This window comes from Acetobacter sp. DmW_043 (assembly GCF_002153485.1).
GTDB classification, from domain to species: Bacteria; Pseudomonadota; Alphaproteobacteria; order Acetobacterales; family Acetobacteraceae; genus Acetobacter; species Acetobacter thailandicus.
On record NZ_JOMN01000015.1, the window covers coordinates 118,578 to 137,177 of the forward strand.

The 18,600-nt window shown below is 51.7% G+C and carries 20 protein-coding genes; 11 read left to right on the forward strand and 9 right to left on the reverse strand.

Annotated elements, in window-relative coordinates; translation table 11 throughout:
- Positions 1 to 23: 23 nt before the first annotated feature.
- Positions 24 to 3,311 carry an AsmA-like C-terminal region-containing protein gene (locus HK11_RS05915; protein ID WP_086554415.1) on the forward strand — a complete coding sequence of 1,096 codons (3,288 nt, stop codon included), beginning with the start codon at positions 24 to 26 and terminating at the stop codon, positions 3,309 to 3,311.
- A gap of 9 nt (positions 3,312 to 3,320) precedes the next feature.
- Here the strand turns inward: HK11_RS05915 and HK11_RS05920 are convergent, their stop codons facing one another.
- From HK11_RS05920 to aat, 4 genes are all read right to left on the reverse strand, one after another.
- Complete coding sequence (locus HK11_RS05920) at positions 3,321 to 3,881, reverse strand: hypothetical protein (RefSeq protein WP_143216353.1); 561 nt, start codon at positions 3,879 to 3,881, stop codon at positions 3,321 to 3,323.
- A 68-nt stretch (positions 3,882 to 3,949) separates the two neighbouring features.
- Positions 3,950 to 4,591, reverse strand: coding sequence for a hypothetical protein (locus tag HK11_RS05925; protein WP_086554417.1), 642 nt, complete (start codon positions 4,589 to 4,591; stop codon positions 3,950 to 3,952).
- Positions 4,588 to 5,424: a DUF4412 domain-containing protein gene (locus HK11_RS05930; protein WP_086554418.1), complete on the reverse strand. Its 837-nt coding sequence runs from the start codon at positions 5,422 to 5,424 to the stop codon at positions 4,588 to 4,590. Before HK11_RS05930 ends, HK11_RS05925 begins: the two co-directional genes overlap by 4 nt.
- Positions 5,425 to 5,445: 21 nt before the next feature.
- Entirely contained in the window at positions 5,446 to 6,075 is a 630-nt protein-coding gene (gene aat / locus HK11_RS05935; RefSeq protein WP_194299652.1) for a leucyl/phenylalanyl-tRNA--protein transferase, read from the reverse strand.
- A gap of 209 nt (positions 6,076 to 6,284) precedes the next feature.
- On the opposite strand from aat, the gene HK11_RS05940 reads away from it, so the two are divergent.
- On the forward strand, positions 6,285 to 7,259 hold the full coding sequence (locus HK11_RS05940; protein ID WP_086554420.1) for a D-glycerate dehydrogenase: 975 nt from the start codon (positions 6,285 to 6,287) through the stop codon (positions 7,257 to 7,259).
- A 28-nt stretch (positions 7,260 to 7,287) separates the two neighbouring features.
- Complete coding sequence (locus HK11_RS12320) at positions 7,288 to 7,437, forward strand: hypothetical protein (RefSeq protein ID WP_158092785.1); 150 nt, start codon at positions 7,288 to 7,290, stop codon at positions 7,435 to 7,437.
- Positions 7,438 to 7,494: 57 nt separating this feature from the next.
- Here the strand turns inward: HK11_RS12320 and HK11_RS05945 are convergent, their stop codons facing one another.
- On the reverse strand, positions 7,495 to 8,316 hold the full coding sequence (locus HK11_RS05945; protein WP_369822923.1) for an EcsC family protein: 822 nt from the start codon (positions 8,314 to 8,316) through the stop codon (positions 7,495 to 7,497).
- Between the two features lie 263 nt (positions 8,317 to 8,579).
- Between HK11_RS05945 and HK11_RS05950 the strand changes: the two genes are divergently transcribed.
- Complete coding sequence (locus HK11_RS05950) at positions 8,580 to 8,918, forward strand: TIGR01244 family sulfur transferase (RefSeq protein WP_086554422.1); 339 nt, start codon at positions 8,580 to 8,582, stop codon at positions 8,916 to 8,918.
- Positions 8,919 to 8,927: 9 nt separating this feature from the next.
- On the opposite strand, the gene HK11_RS05955 is transcribed toward HK11_RS05950, so the two are convergent.
- Together HK11_RS05955 and HK11_RS05960 are read right to left on the reverse strand one after the other, a co-directional pair.
- On the reverse strand, positions 8,928 to 9,341 hold the full coding sequence (locus tag HK11_RS05955) for an EVE domain-containing protein (protein ID WP_086554508.1): 414 nt from the start codon (positions 9,339 to 9,341) through the stop codon (positions 8,928 to 8,930).
- A 5-nt stretch (positions 9,342 to 9,346) separates the two neighbouring features.
- Complete coding sequence (locus HK11_RS05960; RefSeq protein ID WP_086554423.1) at positions 9,347 to 9,640, reverse strand: YciI family protein; 294 nt, start codon at positions 9,638 to 9,640, stop codon at positions 9,347 to 9,349.
- Positions 9,641 to 9,776: 136 nt separating this feature from the next.
- Here HK11_RS05960 and ccmC point away from each other — a divergent pair, with 136 nt between their 5' ends.
- From ccmC to ccmI, 6 genes are all read left to right on the forward strand, one after another.
- The gene (gene ccmC, locus HK11_RS05965; RefSeq protein WP_369822924.1) at positions 9,777 to 10,598 is read left to right on the forward strand and encodes a heme ABC transporter permease CcmC; all 822 of its coding nucleotides are present in this window, start codon (positions 9,777 to 9,779) and stop codon (positions 10,596 to 10,598) included.
- Between the two features lie 154 nt (positions 10,599 to 10,752).
- On the forward strand, positions 10,753 to 11,286 hold the full coding sequence (ccmE, locus tag HK11_RS05970) for a cytochrome c maturation protein CcmE (RefSeq protein ID WP_086554424.1): 534 nt from the start codon (positions 10,753 to 10,755) through the stop codon (positions 11,284 to 11,286).
- Positions 11,287 to 11,325: 39 nt separating this feature from the next.
- Entirely contained in the window at positions 11,326 to 13,311 is a 1,986-nt protein-coding gene (locus HK11_RS05975; RefSeq protein ID WP_086554425.1) for a heme lyase CcmF/NrfE family subunit, read from the forward strand.
- Positions 13,308 to 13,895, forward strand: a complete 588-nt coding sequence (locus HK11_RS05980) for a DsbE family thiol:disulfide interchange protein (protein WP_086554426.1) — start codon at positions 13,308 to 13,310, stop codon at positions 13,893 to 13,895. The genes HK11_RS05975 and HK11_RS05980 overlap by 4 nt, the downstream gene beginning before the upstream one ends.
- Before the next feature lie 5 nt (positions 13,896 to 13,900).
- The gene (locus HK11_RS05985) at positions 13,901 to 14,389 is read left to right on the forward strand and encodes a cytochrome c-type biogenesis protein (RefSeq protein ID WP_086554510.1); all 489 of its coding nucleotides are present in this window, start codon (positions 13,901 to 13,903) and stop codon (positions 14,387 to 14,389) included.
- Between the two features lie 4 nt (positions 14,390 to 14,393).
- A complete protein-coding gene (ccmI, locus tag HK11_RS05990; protein WP_086554427.1) occupies positions 14,394 to 15,125 on the forward strand; it encodes a c-type cytochrome biogenesis protein CcmI in 732 nt (243 codons plus the stop codon).
- Between the two features lie 41 nt (positions 15,126 to 15,166).
- Here the strand turns inward: ccmI and HK11_RS05995 are convergent, their stop codons facing one another.
- Together HK11_RS05995 and HK11_RS06000 are read right to left on the reverse strand one after the other, a co-directional pair.
- Positions 15,167 to 15,691: a hypothetical protein gene (locus tag HK11_RS05995; RefSeq protein ID WP_086554428.1), complete on the reverse strand. Its 525-nt coding sequence runs from the start codon at positions 15,689 to 15,691 to the stop codon at positions 15,167 to 15,169.
- Positions 15,692 to 15,774: 83 nt separating this feature from the next.
- Positions 15,775 to 16,146 (reverse strand): YidB family protein, encoded by a 372-nt coding sequence (locus tag HK11_RS06000; protein ID WP_086554511.1) that lies wholly within the window; start codon positions 16,144 to 16,146, stop codon positions 15,775 to 15,777.
- Between the two features lie 256 nt (positions 16,147 to 16,402).
- Here HK11_RS06000 and HK11_RS06005 point away from each other — a divergent pair, with 256 nt between their 5' ends.
- Complete coding sequence (locus HK11_RS06005; protein WP_086554429.1) at positions 16,403 to 18,583, forward strand: FUSC family protein; 2,181 nt, start codon at positions 16,403 to 16,405, stop codon at positions 18,581 to 18,583.
- The last annotated feature ends 17 nt before the right edge of the window (positions 18,584 to 18,600 follow it).

The window sequence follows — 18,600 nt, forward strand, 5'->3', positions numbered from 1 at the left end:
GAGAAGAACAGAGGGTTGCTGCGTTGACTTCAACTGGTCAAGACCTGCCTCGTCCCGCAAAGAAAAAATTACGTTTTGCGCTGCTTGTTACAGCGCTTGTTGTCCTGCTTACTCCGGTCTGCGCAGTGGCCAGCCTGCTGTGCTATATGCTCTTTAAACCTTTGAATATAACACCACTGGCCAGACCTTTTCTGCCTGTGGTCTTACAAAAAGATAAAGCACATCCTGAAAATAAAACCACCCTTGACTTTGGCAGAATTGAGCTGAGGTGGAACAGCCTGCACGATGGTTTTGCCATTCCACTCAGACTTAAAATTTATAACATCAGTCTCATCCCCGGTGCCCCGACAGCACCGGTCGACACTATTAAAGAGGCTGAAGCGACACTTAGCCCGCTATCATTAATACATGGTCAGATCAGATTACATACTCTTGCCGTTACAGGTGCGCATCTGAATCTCAGCCGCACACCGGATGGTGATATTAACCTGACCGGGGCACCGAACAGCACACACCATCATAATAAAAAACATTCACACTCTTTCAGCTTCAGCAGCATCCGGCATGTAAGGCTTCATGATACTGTTATTAAGCTCGACGACAATAAAACAAACACACGGTGGACACTCTCCCCAGCAGAAGCCGATCTGAATGTCCAAACCCTGCACGGAAAAAACGCTGTAACCGGTTCACTCTCCTTACAGATTACCAGTCAGGATACACCTCAGACACACCTGGCTATAAACGCAGGTGGCGTTGTTACCAAAAATAATAATGCAAGATGGCATATTGCTCTCACACCGGTCCGTCCTTCGGCATTTGCTTCACTTGCACCAGAACTGACCCAGATTAACAACACCGTAAGTCTGGGTGCTGATATCACTCTCTCACCTGTTAAGCACAGCATCTGGCTAGTACCTGGTGCAGTTGACCTGACGACCGATATTGGCGCAGGCACGATAGAAGTAAAGAAACTACCTTATCTTCTCACGCACGGTACCGCCACACTGCATGCTGACCTGCTTCATCACTCAGCCAGCGCAGTCGGAGCAAAACTAAAATTAAAAGAACTGACCCTTAACCTCCTTAACCCTGCCGCACCTGATCAGCCCGATCAGGGCCTTACGGTCACAGGTCAGGGTTATTTTGATATTTCCGACCTGTTAAGTCCCACAGGCCTGTCAGGCGGAGCAACGCTTTCTATCCCCGGCTTACAATTTGCGCAGATAGGTAACTACTGGCCTATACGTGCGGCCAAAGGCGGACGCCTGTGGGTAATGAAAAATATTACATCAGGCACAGCCCGAAACCTGCATGTCTCTCTGGATTTACAAAGCAAAACCGGCTGGAGTGCTCTGAAAGTCAAACATATTGACGGCGGGGTTGATGGCACAGGGCTAACTGTTCACTGGCTGCGCCCGGTTTCGCCCTTTCATGATGTTAGTGCACATCTGGCAATTAATAACCTTAAAAGCATCACTATTACGTTTACCCAGGGCTACCAGATCGCAACGCTCAAAAATGCAGCGCTGGCAACAACCGGAACAGGACGCATCACGATTAACTCCGGCACAATGGTCATCAACGGGCTTGATCAAAAAGATCAGACGAGCGTGATCAATGCCAGTATGCACGGCAAGGTGCAGGACATTTTGTCTCTGCTGTCTGAGCCACGTATGCACCTCCTCTCGCGCCACCCGCTCAGTTTCAGCCACCCGTCAGGCAATGCAGATATCTCGCTGATGCTGGGTCTTCCTCTGGAAAGTCACATTACAGCCGATCAGCTTGTCGTTGATGCCAGAGCAGCTCTGTCACACGTACATCTTGAAAACGTTGTGCTGCATCACTCCGTCAATGATGGTCAGTTTAAACTCCAAGCCACAACAAAAAAACTCAGCCTGTCAGGGCACGCACTGGCTGGTGAGCAGCCATCTGACGTTTCCTACATGATGAATTTTGTACCTGGCAGCCCGACTGATATTGCTGAAACACTCCACCTGAATGCACATATCACACCAGATTCTGCTCTGGCTGCGGGCGTTGTAACGGGAAACCATTTCGAGGGCATGGCTAACCTGAAAGTTGATTATACGCGTTTTTTTAATAAACACGCCATCGTCAACCTCAACCTTGACCTGAAACATGCAAACATCTTCATTCCCATGTGGCATAAAGCCGCAGGGCAGCCTGCCACACTCTCTGCCACACTCAACATGGCTGATGGTCATATGGTCAGTGTCGATAAACTCGCCGGGGACGGACCTGATCTGAATATTCGCGGGCAGATTAATCTGCGCTCTCAGACAGCACCCAGGCTGGTTGTATCCTCTTTCCATATAGGGCGTTCCTCAGGACACGCTGAACTGTCTCTTCCTTTTCTGTCCAGAGACAAAACGATTGATGTCAGCGTTGTTGCTTCACAGCTGGATCTTTCCCCCCTGCTGGACTCAGCTTTTGCCTCCGCGCCATCTTCTTCTCCTGATACAAAAAAGAAAGAAAATGATGGATATTCTATCCCCACAGCAGCGAATGGGAAATTACATGGCCCTCCGGGGAATGCGTGGAGAATAAATCTGCAGGCTGACTCACTGATTTATAATGAGACCAAGCCTGCTCTGCACAGCATTAACGCCCGTTTTTTTCATAATGGCCTGCGGCTTGAGAAAATGCTTTTCACCATGAAAGCTCCCTCTCCCATTACAATTCAGATGACCCCCGCACCTAAAAACCGGCATTTATCTGTGAATATCCCTGATGCCGGTGGTTTTCTCAAAGCCTTTAACATTATTCCTGATGTCGAGGGCGGACATGCGACCCTGGAAGGGACATTTAACGACGCTTTGCCGGCAGCACCTTTTGATGGTGTTATTAATGTCAGCACATTTTCAGTAACTAAAGTACCAGGTATCGTTCTCGCAGCGAGAAACATCTCTCTCTATGGCTGGATTAATAGTAAAAAGGCCTCTTCATTTGCAATTACACACCTTTCGGTGCCCGTGTCGTTATCAGATGGCATTATCAATATTCATGATGCCAATGCTGGTAACGGTGCACTGGGGGCGACGATGAAAGGCGACATTAATCTGAAGCAGGGTACACTGGATATTGATGGTACGGTTGTACCGCTATTTGCCCTGAACAGTCTGCTTGGTAAAATACCGGCTATCGGACAATTATTCAGCCCCGAAAAAAATGGCGGCCTGCTGGCAGTAACATTTTCACTGTCCGGGAAACTTAAAAACCCTGATTTCCACGTTAACCCGTATGCCATCCTGTTACCCGGCGCGCTGCGGGCGGTTCTCCCTGACTAAAATTATGCCTTACGGAACAGGAGGGGCATCCGGATCTTCTATGTCGGCATTACTTTCAGTGAGATAAATTGTATCATGCAGGCGATCAAGAACATGCGCCGTCACAGCGCCTGAAGCGATAAGCCTGCGGAAACCTATATCTTCCTCTTCAAAGCCTGTATCAACACCATTGCCACTTGTCTCACCTACAGGCTGAAACAGCGTATCAAACTGCGGAAGAACCTGCGGTGTCAGCCAGTGGCGCGTATGTGATACGACAGAAGAGGCATCGGCGACGTCACAGGGGCTGTCAGCAGTGAGCACCACAGTCTGTGTTGTAATAAATGCCTGACCCGGAGTGTAGTCGGATATTGCGTCTGCAAATATTGTACCAGCAGGAATGATAAGAGGGAAACCTTTTGCCCCAGCAGGCGACGCAACACAAATACTTACTCCACCCTGCCCTTTAGGCACCTGTTGTACGACACCAAGGCCGGCAGCATAATCATGACCGGTCTGAGCAGAGGCATATGAAAAACACAACAACGCCACTACCCCGGTCCAGGGCAATAACCTGGTAAACTTCCCCATCGTACAATCCAGCCCTGCTACGCGTTCTTACGCACACTACCCAAACAAAGGCATATATTCAAAAATTCTTACGGCGTAGCAGGGGCGACCTTACTAAACCCCTCCGGCACTCTGAAGATACTATCAGGTTGAGCCGCGCGGTCTACTCTTACAGCCTGAACCATAATTTTTTGTTTGCGCGAAACCTGAAGCAGTAAGCCATCGGCCGTATAACAGGCATCCGTGACAAAACCATCTGAATCTTTTGTGCGCCAGAGCGTGCAATGCTCACCAGCGACAACTGAAGAACCAAGACGTGCATAATGCCCCATCATCGCCGGATGTCCCGGAGGGGTCAGCTCATGTGACGGAGCAGGCATAACACTCTGAGTATGACGCACCAGATCCACCACTGTCAGGGTATGATCAGGCCAGGAGGTTAGCATGAAAAGTGCATTCCCCTCAGGGTCAATACGCTGACGCAGCGTGGCAACCTGCCAGCGCATCCGCTGCTTAAGCAGGCTTCCGTTTTGCGGAGACGTTAACTCATAATCTATGTCAACATCAGTGCCAGGCGTAATGCACGGCGCATTCTGGTCACATACAGCTTCATGCTTTCCTGCTGCAGCAGACGACGCAACTGCAGGCGTCTGTGCATATACTGCAACAGAAAACATGCTGCCCAGCAGCACCCCAAGGCCAGCTATAACCTGACCAGATACCTGCCTCATTGCCCCTCTCTTTCTCCTGTCTCTGACGCGGCCTCTGACCCTGTCGCACCCGGCCCGGTTCCTGTTATACCTGCGCTGCCGGCTGAACTGTCCGGAGATGATGGCTCACCGCCCCCTTCACCTCCGCTTGCTTCAGCATTACCTCTGTGCGGTACAAACTCATGAAAACCAGCAGGCGGCTCAAAAGCACTTGCAGGAACAGGATCGTAAGATATTTTTTCAGCCTTAAGGTGACCATTAAGGCCGTCAACATCAACCCCTTCATAGTCAAGAATAAGACCATCTGCTGTCACGCAGACCTTACTCTTACCCTGCGTTGAGACAACACCCCATAATGTGCAGGGCTGCCCCGCGATAACATCCTGCCCCTGAGGAGTAAATTTCATTGATAAATCAAGAAAAAATGGATTTCTGATCGCTTCCTGCTGTACAAGGCGCGTGTAGATTTTACGGGCATCCAGCGTAATAATAATTTCCTGCGCACTACGGTTCATAATAACCGAACCACGCTCCTCATCACCCTTGCTGTCCTGAAGGTAGCGAATGCGCATCAGCCCGCCATCACCTGAAAACAAAAGCTGCACATGACGGTCTGTCAGTGGCGGAACCGTATTTTTCTCAGCCTCAGACATACCAGCCGGAGGGCGGGGCTGAAAAACGTAATCAATTGTTGCATCACGAGCAGGTGTAAGAGGCGGATGCTCCTGCGAAGCAGCCTCTGCTCCCACAGCGCGGGCTCTCCACATATCACAGCTCACAATATTCAGACTTGTCAGAAAACATGCCGCCACAGTTGGCAGAAAAAATTTACAGCCTGACAGGCGACGTATCATAACGATCCTCGTTTTTTCATCTTACACTGCGGTGCCACGCAACGCACGAATTGTGTTTCGTAATTCCTCTTGAGGGATATTACTACGCCAACATGGCGACATATGGACAGCACCCGACAAAGTCGCCTTATAATCAGCGGCAGGGATCTCAAGCCCGCCAAAACGCGCCAGATGTTCTGTGCCAAATTGTGTATCAAGCACAATAAAGCCAGAAATCTGTAACCGCGCGACCAGGTGCACCAGAGCAACTTTTGAGGCATCCCGCTCACGGCTGAACATGCTCTCACCAAAAAAAGCACCACCCAGAGCAACACCATACAAGCCGCCCACAAGCCGGCCATCCCTGCGGCATTCTACACTATGAGCAAACCCCTGATCGTGCAGAGCACAAAACAGACGAAAAATTTCTGCATTAATCCAGGTCTCTTCACGCCCGGGTGCCGGAGCAGCACATCCTCTCATCACGCCGGGAAAATCCTGATCAACAGTGACATCAAAGGTATCTGAAAGCACCGTACGCATCAGACGGCGTGGCAGATGAAATGTCTCCAGCGGTAAAACTCCGCGTGGGTCAGGGTCATACCATGCCAGCTCGTCCCCTTGTGCACTGTCAGCCATAGGGAAAAAACCTGCAGCATAAGCACGCAGCATAATCTCAGGTGTCAGAACCTGTCTGGACACATCAGAGCTCCTTTATAATTTAACTGTTAATTCCTTTGCAGGACGGTCACTAAAAATTTTATTTTTCAACGCAGGATGACCCTTCCTTTTATTCTGAGCCCATTCCATGATCTCCTGCTCAGGTCATACTGCTATAATATGGTATAATTTTACCGCTTTCTTATCTGTCAGGGGTCAATATGTCTGCTGAAAAACCTCGTCTTATCCGCTCAGTTCGTCTGCTCGATGCTGCAGAGCGACGAATCCTGTCTGAATTTTCAGCACCTGCGGCACCAGCTCATCCACTCAACACCGCAGAGCTGATTGAACTGGCACATAGTTTTCAGGCGCAGGCCTTACTTGTAACACATCACACACCTTTAAAAGGCGATGATGTTGCAGCCCTGCCAGACTGCGTCAAGCTGGTTGCGACCGTTAGCGTAGGCCTTGATCACCTTGATGTCGCCGCTCTTAACGCGCGTGGTATTGCTGTATCGAATACACCCGGCGTGCTGACTGACTGCAATGCCGACCTGACCATGATGCTGATTATCGCAGCATCACGCCGGGCGGCAGAATACTACAACATTATGAAAAAAGGCTGGGGCCATTCTCTGGAAATGGATGAGATGCTTGGCCACAGAGTCAGCGGTAAAACTCTGGGCATTATTGGCATGGGGCGCATTGGTCAGGCCGTAGCACAGCGTGCACGCGGTTTTTCAATGAATGTGTTGTATCACAACCGCCGTCAGCTGGACCCCTCGCAGGAAGAAGGCGCTACATATTATGCATCTCTCGAAGAAATGCTGCCAAAATGTAATATTCTCTCGCTTCATCTGCCCGGATCATCAAACGGCCAGCCCATCATTACAGCCCGTACACTGAGCTTACTGCCGCGCGGGAGTATTCTGGTCAATGCGGCCCGTGGCTCTCTTGTTAATGAAACAGCTCTGATTGATGCCCTTCGTTCAGGTCAGCTGGCAGGAGCAGGTCTTGACGTATATCAGAATGAACCTAATCCTGACCCGCGCATTCTTGCCCTGCCAAACGTCTTCATGACACCGCATACCGGCAGCGCAACGATTGAAACACGCACAGCTATGTGTATGCTGGCACTTGATAACGCAGCAGCTATTGCTGCAGGCACGCCTTTACCATCACCCGTAACGGCCTGACCATAATCATATTAAGGAGAGACCCGTTATGACAATGCGCCTTTTTTGTGTCATTGGCATTGGCCTGAGTGGCCTGGTGTCACTCTTTGCACCACATTACCAGGTAACAGCTGAAGTTGTATCGAGCGGCTTTATGATACTGGCCCTGGCAGGCACGCTGCTCATACAGGAAGACTGACAGGTAATTCTCAAGCAGGAGCGCATGACGTCACGCGCTCCTGCTTTAAGTGCGGGCTTATTTTTTAACCTGCTCACGCAGTGCCAGAGCTGTGTCACGCACCACAGGGCCATGTTCACGCTCAAGACGACGAATGGTGAAATGTGCTCTTGCGAGTGCTCTGTAATGATTCAGAAAAGCAGTATTCAGGGATGCACCACAAAGCGCACCAGCGACAGGCATAAGCTGCAAAGAGACCTTTTGCCCCAGAGCCAGACCATAATGTGAAGCTACTTCAGCGATCAGCATAACAACCGGGCGACCACGTAACAACGCCCGTGCCGAGAAATAGCCCAGTTCATTTTCATCCCCGTCGCGCACATTAGGGAAGGCTCTCAGCGCAAAAACTTCCAGACAGGCAGCACGGGCATCTTCCTGCGACAGATCTTCACCCTCTTCACGGGCAATATGTGCAATCTCGCGCATAATTGTCAGAGTTGTAAAAGCAATATCGGGGGCAAGGCCAGCCAGACCTGTAAAGCCACCGACAGCTCCCGAAACTGCAACTGCAGCCTGCGTTACCGGTTTACGCCAGCTTTGCTCATCACCCGCCACGGCATCACTACCGGAGCGCAGCCCGACAACAGCAATATCAAACGCACGGGTCACAGCACTTTCTGCCAGAGCACGCAGCTTCTGCTCCATACCAGGGGCCATACCAAGTCCACGCAGGCCAAGACGCGCGGCATGGCCGACAGCTCCGCCCATCAGGTCAGCAAGGCGCACAAGTACACCTTTCCCGGCCTCAACCTGTGTCAGGGCATGCTCCAGCTCGCCCAGATCCTGAGTGCTCAGAGCCAGAGGGACAACATCACTGCCGGCCTTGTCATTGTTTGTCATTTGCGGTCTTTCAGCCTCCTGCATGCACGCCACAATCAACGGTGGCGAAACTGGTCACGCTGTTCTTTCGGATCGATGGCATTATAACACAGAACTTTCGGGTACAACACAACCCCGGTGCCTGCACATCAGACACCAGAAAGATATGGTTATTGTCGTGCCCTGTAATAAGGTCCATAAATATGCCCTGCCAGTGCCTGTGAGGCATACTCTTCAGGCACCCTCCATACAGGCCAGTTCAGTTTTTATACGGAGCTTTGTTTATGTCACACTACAAAAAACTTTCTGAGGATTTTGCAGTTGCCCCTCAGATCTCACCTGATGACGTGCCAGCTATTCGTGCTGCAGGCTTTAAAAGCATCATCTGCACACGTCCCGACAACGAAGATCCAGGCCAGCCTTCAGCTGAAACCATTGCAAACGCGGCCACACAGGCAGGCCTGTCTTTTTATGCTATTCCTGTGACGTCAGGTGTGGCTCCCTCTTCCGATGCTGTTATCGAAATGCAGGAAGCCCTGAATACACTGCCAGGACCAGTATTCAGCTATTGTCGCTCTGGCACACGTGCGGGTGTTCTCTGGCAGCTGGCGACACAGAAATAAGCCGGAGCCTTATTCTTTCCAGCCACCCATACTGCACAGCGCCTGCCAGTGCTGTGCAGACACCGGACAGACTGAAAGCCTGGACTGCCTTACCAGAGCAAGGTCCTCCAACGAGTCATCAGCCTTAATTTCAGCAAGGGTCACCGGCCTGGGCATAGCACCCACTGTTTTAACATCGACACATACCCAGGAACCAGACTCTGCGCTCGGGTCGGGGTAAGCCTCACGCACGATTTCAACAATACCAACAATCGCGCGCTGCACATTTGAGTGATAAAAGAAAGCGCGGTCACCCAGGCGCATTGCGGCGAGGTTTTTCTTTGCCTGATGGTTACGCACCCCGGTCCAGGGTTCTGTACCATTGGCAACCTGCTCCTGCCAGCTAAATGCATCTGGTTCACTTTTAATCAGCCAGAACGCCATATTTTTCACTCAACCCTGTTGCCATCACGAAAAACTGTTTTCACAGCCCGGATAATAACACTCTCAAAAAGGCCTGCTTTGGTGTAAGGATCAGCCGCAGCGAAAACATCAGCTGCCGATGGGTTGTCAACATCAATCATAATCAGGCTACCGCATGGCTTTTCTTCTTCATCAAGCATAGGTCCTGCAAACCGGATGATATTTTTATGTTTTTCAAGATGAGCAAGGTGCTGAGCACGTGTTGCCAGGCGGGTCTCAAAACCATTCTGACGATCTGTGCACACAATAGAAAACAGCATATCTTTTTCTCCTGATAATTGCCTGCTCAGATCGCCCACGAATAATGGCCTCGTGTCAAGGGGAATAAAATGATATAACGCCCCCCTGCACGCGAGTTGCTATTTTTTTCCTGACACAGAAAAGATACTTCGTTATGTGCCTTCAATGTTCCTTCATTCAGTATACGAAACGAACAAACCATTGAGTGCCTCACATTCTTCTGCCTCACGTCTCAGCAGCTTTTTTCACCGCTACGCTAACCCGGGCCGCTTTCTCAGGCTGGGCAAAGTGCTTCAGCCATGGCTCACCTGGCCTGCTATTGCCCTGACCCTGACCGGGTTGATCTGGGGGCTGTTTTTCTCTCCTGCTGACTGGCAGCAGGGAGATAGTGTGCGCATTATGTACATTCATGTACCCACAGCCATTCTGGCATCAGCAGGATATGCCGCTCTTGCTCTTTGCAGCGTGCTGTCTCTGGTGTGGCGTCACCCGCTGGCTGACCTGGCAGCGGCAGAAATCGGCCCTGTCGGGGCCTGCATTACCGCTCTGTGCCTGGCGACGGGGTCCTTGTGGGGCAAACCTATGTGGGGCGCCTGGTGGGTATGGGATGCCCGCCTGACATCAGTACTTATTCTGTTCTTTCTCTACCTGGGGCATATCACGCTCATACGTGCTTTTGACGACCAGCAGCGCGGCTATCGTGCCGCAGCCATCCTGGCAATTGCAGGCGCAGTTGATCTGCCCATTATTAAATTCAGTGTACAATGGTGGAACACCCTGCACCAGCCTGACAGTATCACTCTGACCAGTGCTCCCACCATGTCTGGCAGCATGCTCTGGCCTCTCGCTCTGTCAATGCTGGGCATTTCCCTGGGGTTTGCAGCCATCGTACTGGCACGTCTGCGCGCTTCTGTAATGGAGAGCCGTATTCGCAGCCTGCTTTCAAACCAGCGCCGCCACAATGGTGATCTCTCATGACACATCTGCCATTTATTATCGCCAGTTACGGACTTTTTATTGCTCTTGCCCTTTACCTGAGTGCGGGAGCTGCCCTACGTCTCAGAACTGCTCGTTTGAAACTACTGTCACTTGAGCCGGCCAAACCCAGTTCGCCAGGAAAAAAATCCGTCTCATGACCCGTAAAACACGCCGTCTCTGGCTGGTTATTATCTGTGTAGCATGCTTTGGCACAGCCGCGGCTCTGATGCTGCGTGCCTTTTCATCTGACATTGTTTTTTTTGTCACGCCCTCACAGCTCACACAGAACGCACAGCCAGCTGACCGTACAGTTAAGCTCGGCGGTATGGTTGTCGCTAATTCGGTTAAACGTGAAAAGCATGGGGACACACCTGTTTCCAGCTTTGAAGTCACTGATGGCCAGTCAGCCGTCACCGTGAACTATGAAGGCGTATTGCCTGACCTGTTTCGCGAGGGGCAAAGTGTCGTGGCAATTGGCTCGATGAAGAACGGTATCTTCATCGCCAGTGAAGTTCTGGCCAAGCATGACGAAACCTATATGCCCAAAGAAGTGGCTGAAGCCCTGAAAAAATCGGGCAAATGGGACCCACGCTTTGGCCCGCCGCCTGATGCCGCCAGCTGGAACAGTATGACGGTTAAGGATGCAAAAAAATCTCTCCTGCCGCCGCCAGCTCCTGCTGCACAGTAACATACCACCACACAGTTAATCCGGGAGTGCCCCACTGATATGCTGAGCCCCGAACTCGGACATTATGCCCTTGCCCTGGCCTGTGTTCTTGCCTTTGCACAGGCGGTTGTGCCGCTTATCGGCGCCTCAACTCGCGACATCCGCCTCCTGACGCTGGCGCCTGCCCTGGCTCTGGGACAGCTGCTTGCGCTTCTGGTATCCTTTCTGTGTCTGATCAATGCCGCAGTAACTGATGACTTCTCGGTTCAGAACATTGTCGCAAACAGTGCTGTCTCTAAACCTCTGCTGTATAAAATAACCGGTGTATGGGGCAACCACGAGGGCTCAGTGCTTTTGTGGATCCTTATCCTGGGTATCTGCGGGGCTGCGGTTGCGGCGTTCGGGCGTAATCTGCCTGGTATTCTGCGGGCACGGGTTATTGCCGTACTGGGCATTATCGCCGCAGGTTTTGAACTCTTCTGCCTGACAACATCTAACCCCTTTGCGCGTGTATGGCCCGCCCCGATGGATGGACAGGGTATGAACCCCCTGTTGCAGGACCCCGGCCTCGCCTTTCACCCGCCCATTCTCTACACAGGCTATGTTGGCTTTGCCGTACCGTTTGCTTTTGCTATCGCCGCTCTGATCGAGGGCCGGGTCGATGCAGCATGGGGCCGATGGGTCAGACCCTGGGCTGTTGCGGCATGGTGCTTTTTAACCTGCGGGATCGCACTGGGGTCATGGTGGTCTTATTATGTGCTGGGCTGGGGCGGCTACTGGTTCTGGGACCCGGTTGAAAATGCCTCTCTCATCCCCTGGCTGACTGGTACGGCACTCATTCATTCCGCCACAGTTGTTGAAAAACGCGAAAGCCTGAAGATCTGGACTGTACTCCTCGCTATCGCCACGTTTTCCTTCTCTCTGTCAGGCACATTTCTTGTACGCTCGGGCATCCTCAACTCAGTTCATGCTTTTGCTAATGACCCGGCACGTGGCATTTTTATTCTTGCTCTGCTGGCCCTGGTTATTGGTGGCTCACTGGCTCTGTTTGCCTGCCGCGCACCGGCTCTGACATCAGGTGGTTTTTTTGCACCGGTCTCCCGCGAGGGGGCACTTGTGCTCAACAATATTTTCCTGTGCTCCATCTGTGCCGTTGTCGTAACCGGCACGATGTATCCTCCCTTTATGTCATTGCTGTTTGACCGCACAATTTCGGTCGGTAAACCTTTTTTTGACGCGACAACAATCCCCCTTGCTCTCCCTTTATTTATGTTCATGGGGATCGGGCCAATGCTTCCCTGGAAACGGGCTCAGCTCTGGCCGGTGATACAGCGACTATGGATTACCCTCATCCTGACAGGACTGGCTTTTGCTATATCTCTCTGGGGGGTTGCAGGTGTTTTCCCCGCTCTGTCATGTGGTGCTGCTGTATGGGTTATTCTGACAAGCATTACCGATGTAACAGAACGTATCAGGCTGTTTCGCATGCCCTTAAGTGGCAGCCTGCAACGCGCACGTGGTCTGCCCCGCTCTGTCTTTGGCACCGCCCTGGCACATGCAGGTGTGGGCATCAGTGTTCTGGGGCTCGCTGTTATGTCTCAGGCACAGCACAAAATTACCGAAATTACACCCGGTACTACGCAGCATCTGGCAGGTTATGACTGGACGCTTGAAAAGGTTGAGCAGGCACCCGGCCCTAACTACACCGCCATGACAGCAACAGTTAAAGTCAGCCGCAATGGTCATCTGGTCGCCATGATGCACCCGTCACGTCGCAGTTTTAACGCACAGCATCAGACAACAACCGAAGTCTCTATTCACACCAACCTGCTGGCAGACCTGTATTGTGTGCTCGGAGACCAGCACGGAACAGATGCTAACCCCACCTATGTGCTGCGCCTTCATTATAATCCTCTTGCACCATGGATGTGGCTTGGTGCTCTGATTATGGCTGTAGGTGGTATACTCTCTCTCTCTGACAGACGGATAAGAGTCGGTGCGCCGCGACGCGCTCAGTCTGCAGCCAGAACGGTGACATCACCATGAATGACACGCACGACGCTCCTCCCTCATCGCCACTGCGCCGCAGACTGCTTATGGGTGTTCCTCTGGCGGGTGCTACAATCGTTGGGGTCGGTTTCGCCAGAATGCTCTCTGGCATGCAAAAAGGCTCCTTCGATCCGCACAGAATTAATACACCGGTGATTAACCGCCCCGTTCCCGATTTTACCCTGGCTGCGCAGCCGCCTGGTACAGGCTTTTCAGCGCAGGACCTGCGGACCATGACCAAACCTGTTCTGGTCAATTTTTTTGCCTCATGGTGCATCCCCTGCCTGGCAGAAATGCCGGTACTCATGACCATTAAAAAAGACATCGAACTCTGGGGTATTGCCTATAAAGACCGTCCTGAAAATGCTGAGGGCTTTCTACGTCATTCAGGTAATCCCTATACACGTATCGGCAGTGACCGTGAGGGACGTACAGGCATTGACTGGGGCATTTCCGGCGTACCCGAAAGTTTTCTCGTCACCCCCGGTGGGATCATCCGCTGGCATACAGCGACACCCCTTGCCCCGGATATTTTGCAAACGACCCTGCTTCCCCTTCTGGCAAAACTGAACAGCCCATGAGACATATGCTTTCAGCCCTGAAACGCCGTTTAATCACCGTAGTTTTTGCTGCTGTTATAGTTGTCATTGCAACGCCTGCTCTGGTGCTGGCCGTTGATGACCCGTCAGAAATGCTGCCTGACCCAAAGCTGGAAGCACGGGCTGAGCATATCGGTTCACAGCTGCGCTGCCTTGTATGCCAGAATGAGTCGATCGAAGACAGTAGCGCCGGTCTGGCCCGCGACCTGCGCCGCGTTGTGCGTGAACATGTAGCGCAGGGGCAGAGCGACGGGCAGATTATGGAATGGATGGTCAGCCGCTATGGCAACTTCATTCGCCTGGCTCCCCCCCTTACACTGGCAACGCTGTTGTTGTGGGGGATGGCGCCTCTGGCCCTGCTGTGCGGATTTGTGATTGCTTTTGTGGTCAGAAGCCGCCGCGTGAAGATACAGGTTACGCCATCACCTCTCACAGAAGAAGAAAAAGCCAGACTGGCAGAACTGACAAAGGACTAAATGCATGATCTGGCTTTCTATCCTGCTTTTAAGCCTGCTGGCCCTGGCTCCGGCGGCTGCACAGCTCTGGCGACGTTCTCAGCAGATTAAAGATGAACGCGGTTCAGCGCTCGCTTTGCATGAGGCTCAGCTCTCAGAAATTGACCGTGACCTTGCCGCTGACCTTATTGCACCCGCTGAGCATGATATTGCACGCCTTGAAATTCAGCGTCGTATACTCGCCGCTGATCGGCCTGCCCCGCAGGCAAGTGCGCGCCTTTCGGCTCCCCTTGTCTGGTGCGGCCTGCTGCTTCTGCCAGCAGCGTCGATCCTGCTTTATCTTTGCAACGGTATTCCTTCTCTGCCAGCTCAGCCACTCGGCCCAAGGCTGGCGGCAGAGCACGCACAGAATGTGCGCAATGATGCTGTTCTGGATCGTATGAGACGGACCCTTGCACAAATGTCAGCAGATGACCCCACCCTGAGACAGGGGTACCTTCTGCTTGGCCAGGCTGAAGCCTCACGAGCCCGCTATGCAGATGCAGCTGATGCCTGGAACCACGCGCTCAGTCTGGGCTTTGAGCCTGAGCTGGCGGCCCGCACAGCTGAAGCCATGACACGCGCCAGTGACCATGTCACACCGCAGGCCCTGGCTCTTTTTCGTAAAGCTATGGATGCCGCACCGGCTGATGCTTCGTGGCGCAGTGCCGTACAGGCACGCATAGCTGAAGGAGAACACGAGCAGGATAACCCCTGAGGGCTCCTGCCGCTACACAACACTATACAAAGACCGTAAAATTAACGGATGCCGTTTTTTTCCATATGGCGGCTCCATATATCCTTTTTAAAACTGGCCTGTGGCGGGCGAATTTCACAGGAAATCAGATAAAGGCCAATCACAAAGACAAGGTTTGAAAGCGCGTTAAACCACATCGCCTGAAAAAAGGGAGGAGCGGTTACGTTTGCCTGCCACATTGTGTAAATTGTAAATGGTATAGAAACGATCCTGACCCCGCGCAGTACATGGCGCAGCGGATTAGCATAACCTGGTTTAACCAGTGCGCGCATACGACAAAGGCCTATAAAAAACGTTACGCACAACGCCCAGATCAGAATATTAAACACCATCGAACTAAAATCTTCGATGCCGTTAAAAATAAAAACAGCAATAATTGAAGCCGCAGAAAAAAGTAGTGACCCCAGCTGAAAACTCATACCGACATCAAGAACATTCATCCTCTCCGGCAGCCGGTCGGCCAGAGGCTGAAAGACTTTATCAAGAAGCCAGGCATCAGCCTGTGTAATACGTTCACCTAAACTCATCTGCTCTTCACAATATTGTATAAAAACTCTCTGCCCGCCGGTCCTGCTTATTTATCCGGCAGGCAGATCGTTTACGTTAAAAATTAAACGCTGCTGCTTTCAGATTTGTCGGCAATAGTGCCGTCTGGTGTTGCTTTGTGCACAGCCTCAGGCAGAAATTGTGCCAGAGCACCCAAAACTGCATCTGCCGGCAGGCCTGAGCGATCGACCAGGTTGTGTAATGTTTCGCTGCCAAGCATCTCTCTGATTTCATCAGCTGTGACAGGCAGATTATCACCCTGGCCAATCCATGAACGGACCTTATCGCCCAACCCGCATTCGTCAGCTTTTGCCTGAATTTTAGCAATCATTTCCGGCTGCAAAAAGGACTGAAGCTGCTGCTGCATCACGCCAGACAGGCTGCTTCCAATCGTGCTTTCAACTTTATTTACAAGGTTGGCTAAAAAACCAGACATCTGCAGATCCCCAATGTCGCTGCAAAATAAAAATACAGCAGGTTGCGTCACCCCGAAAAAAGGCCGACGATCTGCTTTGTTATGGACCAGATAAGCAACTTATGCGAGCTTTATGCGGTTGTACCTCTCTGCCCTCCCCTCTTTTCAGAATGGATATAGCTGATATGCGCTGGATACCCGGAGGAAATTTTCAGAATTCAGGCTACTTTACCGGCGAATCCTTTATTCCTCAGCCTTAGAATAAAAGCCTCAGGTCTTGCCAGACATTCTTCCCTTTCTTCTGAAGCACATAAAGCCGCTGGAGCGTCTGAACGCCTTCAGTCAGTCTGAAAATAAGTTACTGGCAAAATGGAAATGGCTGTTTGCGCCATCATTGCCAGCGCTTAGCTTTGCCATTCGTACCACCGTAGCCTCCCTGATCGCACTGTATCTTGCGATGTGGATGGAAATGGCTGATCCGCAATGGGCGGCTATGACTGTGTGGATTGTAGCACAGGGCTCACGAGGTGAATCCCTCTCCAAAGCCAGATGGCGTCTTGTTGGTACAGCTGTGGGCGTAACCATGGCTATTACGCTCATTTCGTCTTTTATTCAGCAGGCCTGGCTGTTTTTCCCTGCACTGGGCATATGGGTGGGGTTATGCTGCACGCTGGCTACATTAGTACGTAATTTTCGCTCTTATGCTTTGGTGCTGGCCGGGTACACCTGCGCCATTATTTCCATCGGCTCCATTCAGACCCCTCAGAATGTCTTTATGATTGCCATGTCACGTGCCACGTACATTGTTCTTGGTATCGTTTGTGAAAGCACCATCGCAGGTCTTTTCAGTTCAAACCTGGCAACCACGGCACGCCGCAACATCCGTGAAAAACTGCATACAGCACTGGGTAGCGTGTCTGTGTCAGTAGCCGGTCTTTTATCCGGCTCTGAAAATGCAATGATCCGTTCACGAGAGATGTTTGGCCCACTGCTCTCGATCAATGATCAGATAGAGTTTTCAGAAGTGGAAATGGGGCCACATGGCCATGAGGGAGACCATGCACGTGCTGCCCTTGCTGCAGTTTCTGTTTTGCTCTCCCGCGGGCTCGGCATGGCGGTGCGCCTGCAGTACCTCGACAGTGACCAGCCTGCATTTCAGAAAACAGCAGCACAGGTTAGCAGCTTCCTTAATACTGTCACTCAGAACCTCGATACTGATGAACATGTCCAGGAGTTGCTGCATGACCTGCAACATTTGCGTGGCGAATGCCGCCAGCAGATTGTCGATGCGCTGACGCAGGAAATCAGTACGCCCAATGAAGAACAAAGCGTCGAAAAGGTACAGGCCTTACTTGATAACCGTATTCTGCATAACGCGCTTGATGAATTGTTGCTGGAGCTTGAGCAGGCCATTAAAGAATATGATGCCAGCCATCATGTCATACGCGGTGACCACTTCCATTTTCGTATGCAGGCACATAACGACCAGCGGGAAGCACTGTATAACGGAATAAGAGCTTTTGCCGCTATTACCGCCGCAGGCCTGATATGGGAGATCACTGCCTGGCCATCAGGACTGACTTTCATTACGTTTGTGGCTATTGTCTGCGGGCTGTTTGCCACGCGTGAAAACCCTGTTCTGGCCAGTACGCATTTTCTTTACGGCACATTATGGGCCGTTGCGATCTCTGCCATCCTTGTTTTTATTGTCATACCCCCTCAGGCTGACTACGAAACGCTGGCAGCTACATTTGCGCTTCCGATGATTGCTGGCGGGCTGGCTGCGCGTAATGCAGCGACTGCCTTACCTTCAGCTGCATACACACTCTTGCTGCCAAACTTTGTCGCCCCCAGTAACCATGGTCGGGAAAATGAACTTGCCTGGTTTAACTCAACAAGCAGCGTTATCCTTGGCATTGCGTTTGCTATTATCGTGTTTAAAATTGTTCTTCCCTTCGATAATGCAAGTGAACGCTGGCGTATGCGCCGCAGCATGCTTAACGAACTGCGCTTTCTGGCCTCCGCACATCCTATTCCGGAGACAAGGGACTGGATTGGTCGTAACATTGACCGCTTTTCACGGCTGATCCGTCATGCCGGACCCAAACCTTCAGCTACCATTGAAGGCTGCCTTCAGGGCACTCTGGCAACCATGACTATAGGTCTCAACATTATACGGTTGCGAAACCTGCTCGCGCGGCAGCAAATTCCTCCACAGGCCCGCCGCACGATAGAAGTCGTCATGCTGCGTATGGAGCGTTTTACAGGTAAATATGACCGCACAGCGCAGACCGCACAGCGTGCAACCAACATTCTGCGCCGTCTGGAGGCAACCGAACCCAATATTACAACAAGGATCGAGCTGACGCGTGCAATTGCCTATCTGATTGTTGTGTCGCACGAGCTCAGGGCTAATGCTGTTTTCCTCGACACATCAAAGCCCTTCAAGGTCAGATAATACCGCGCCTGCAGGCA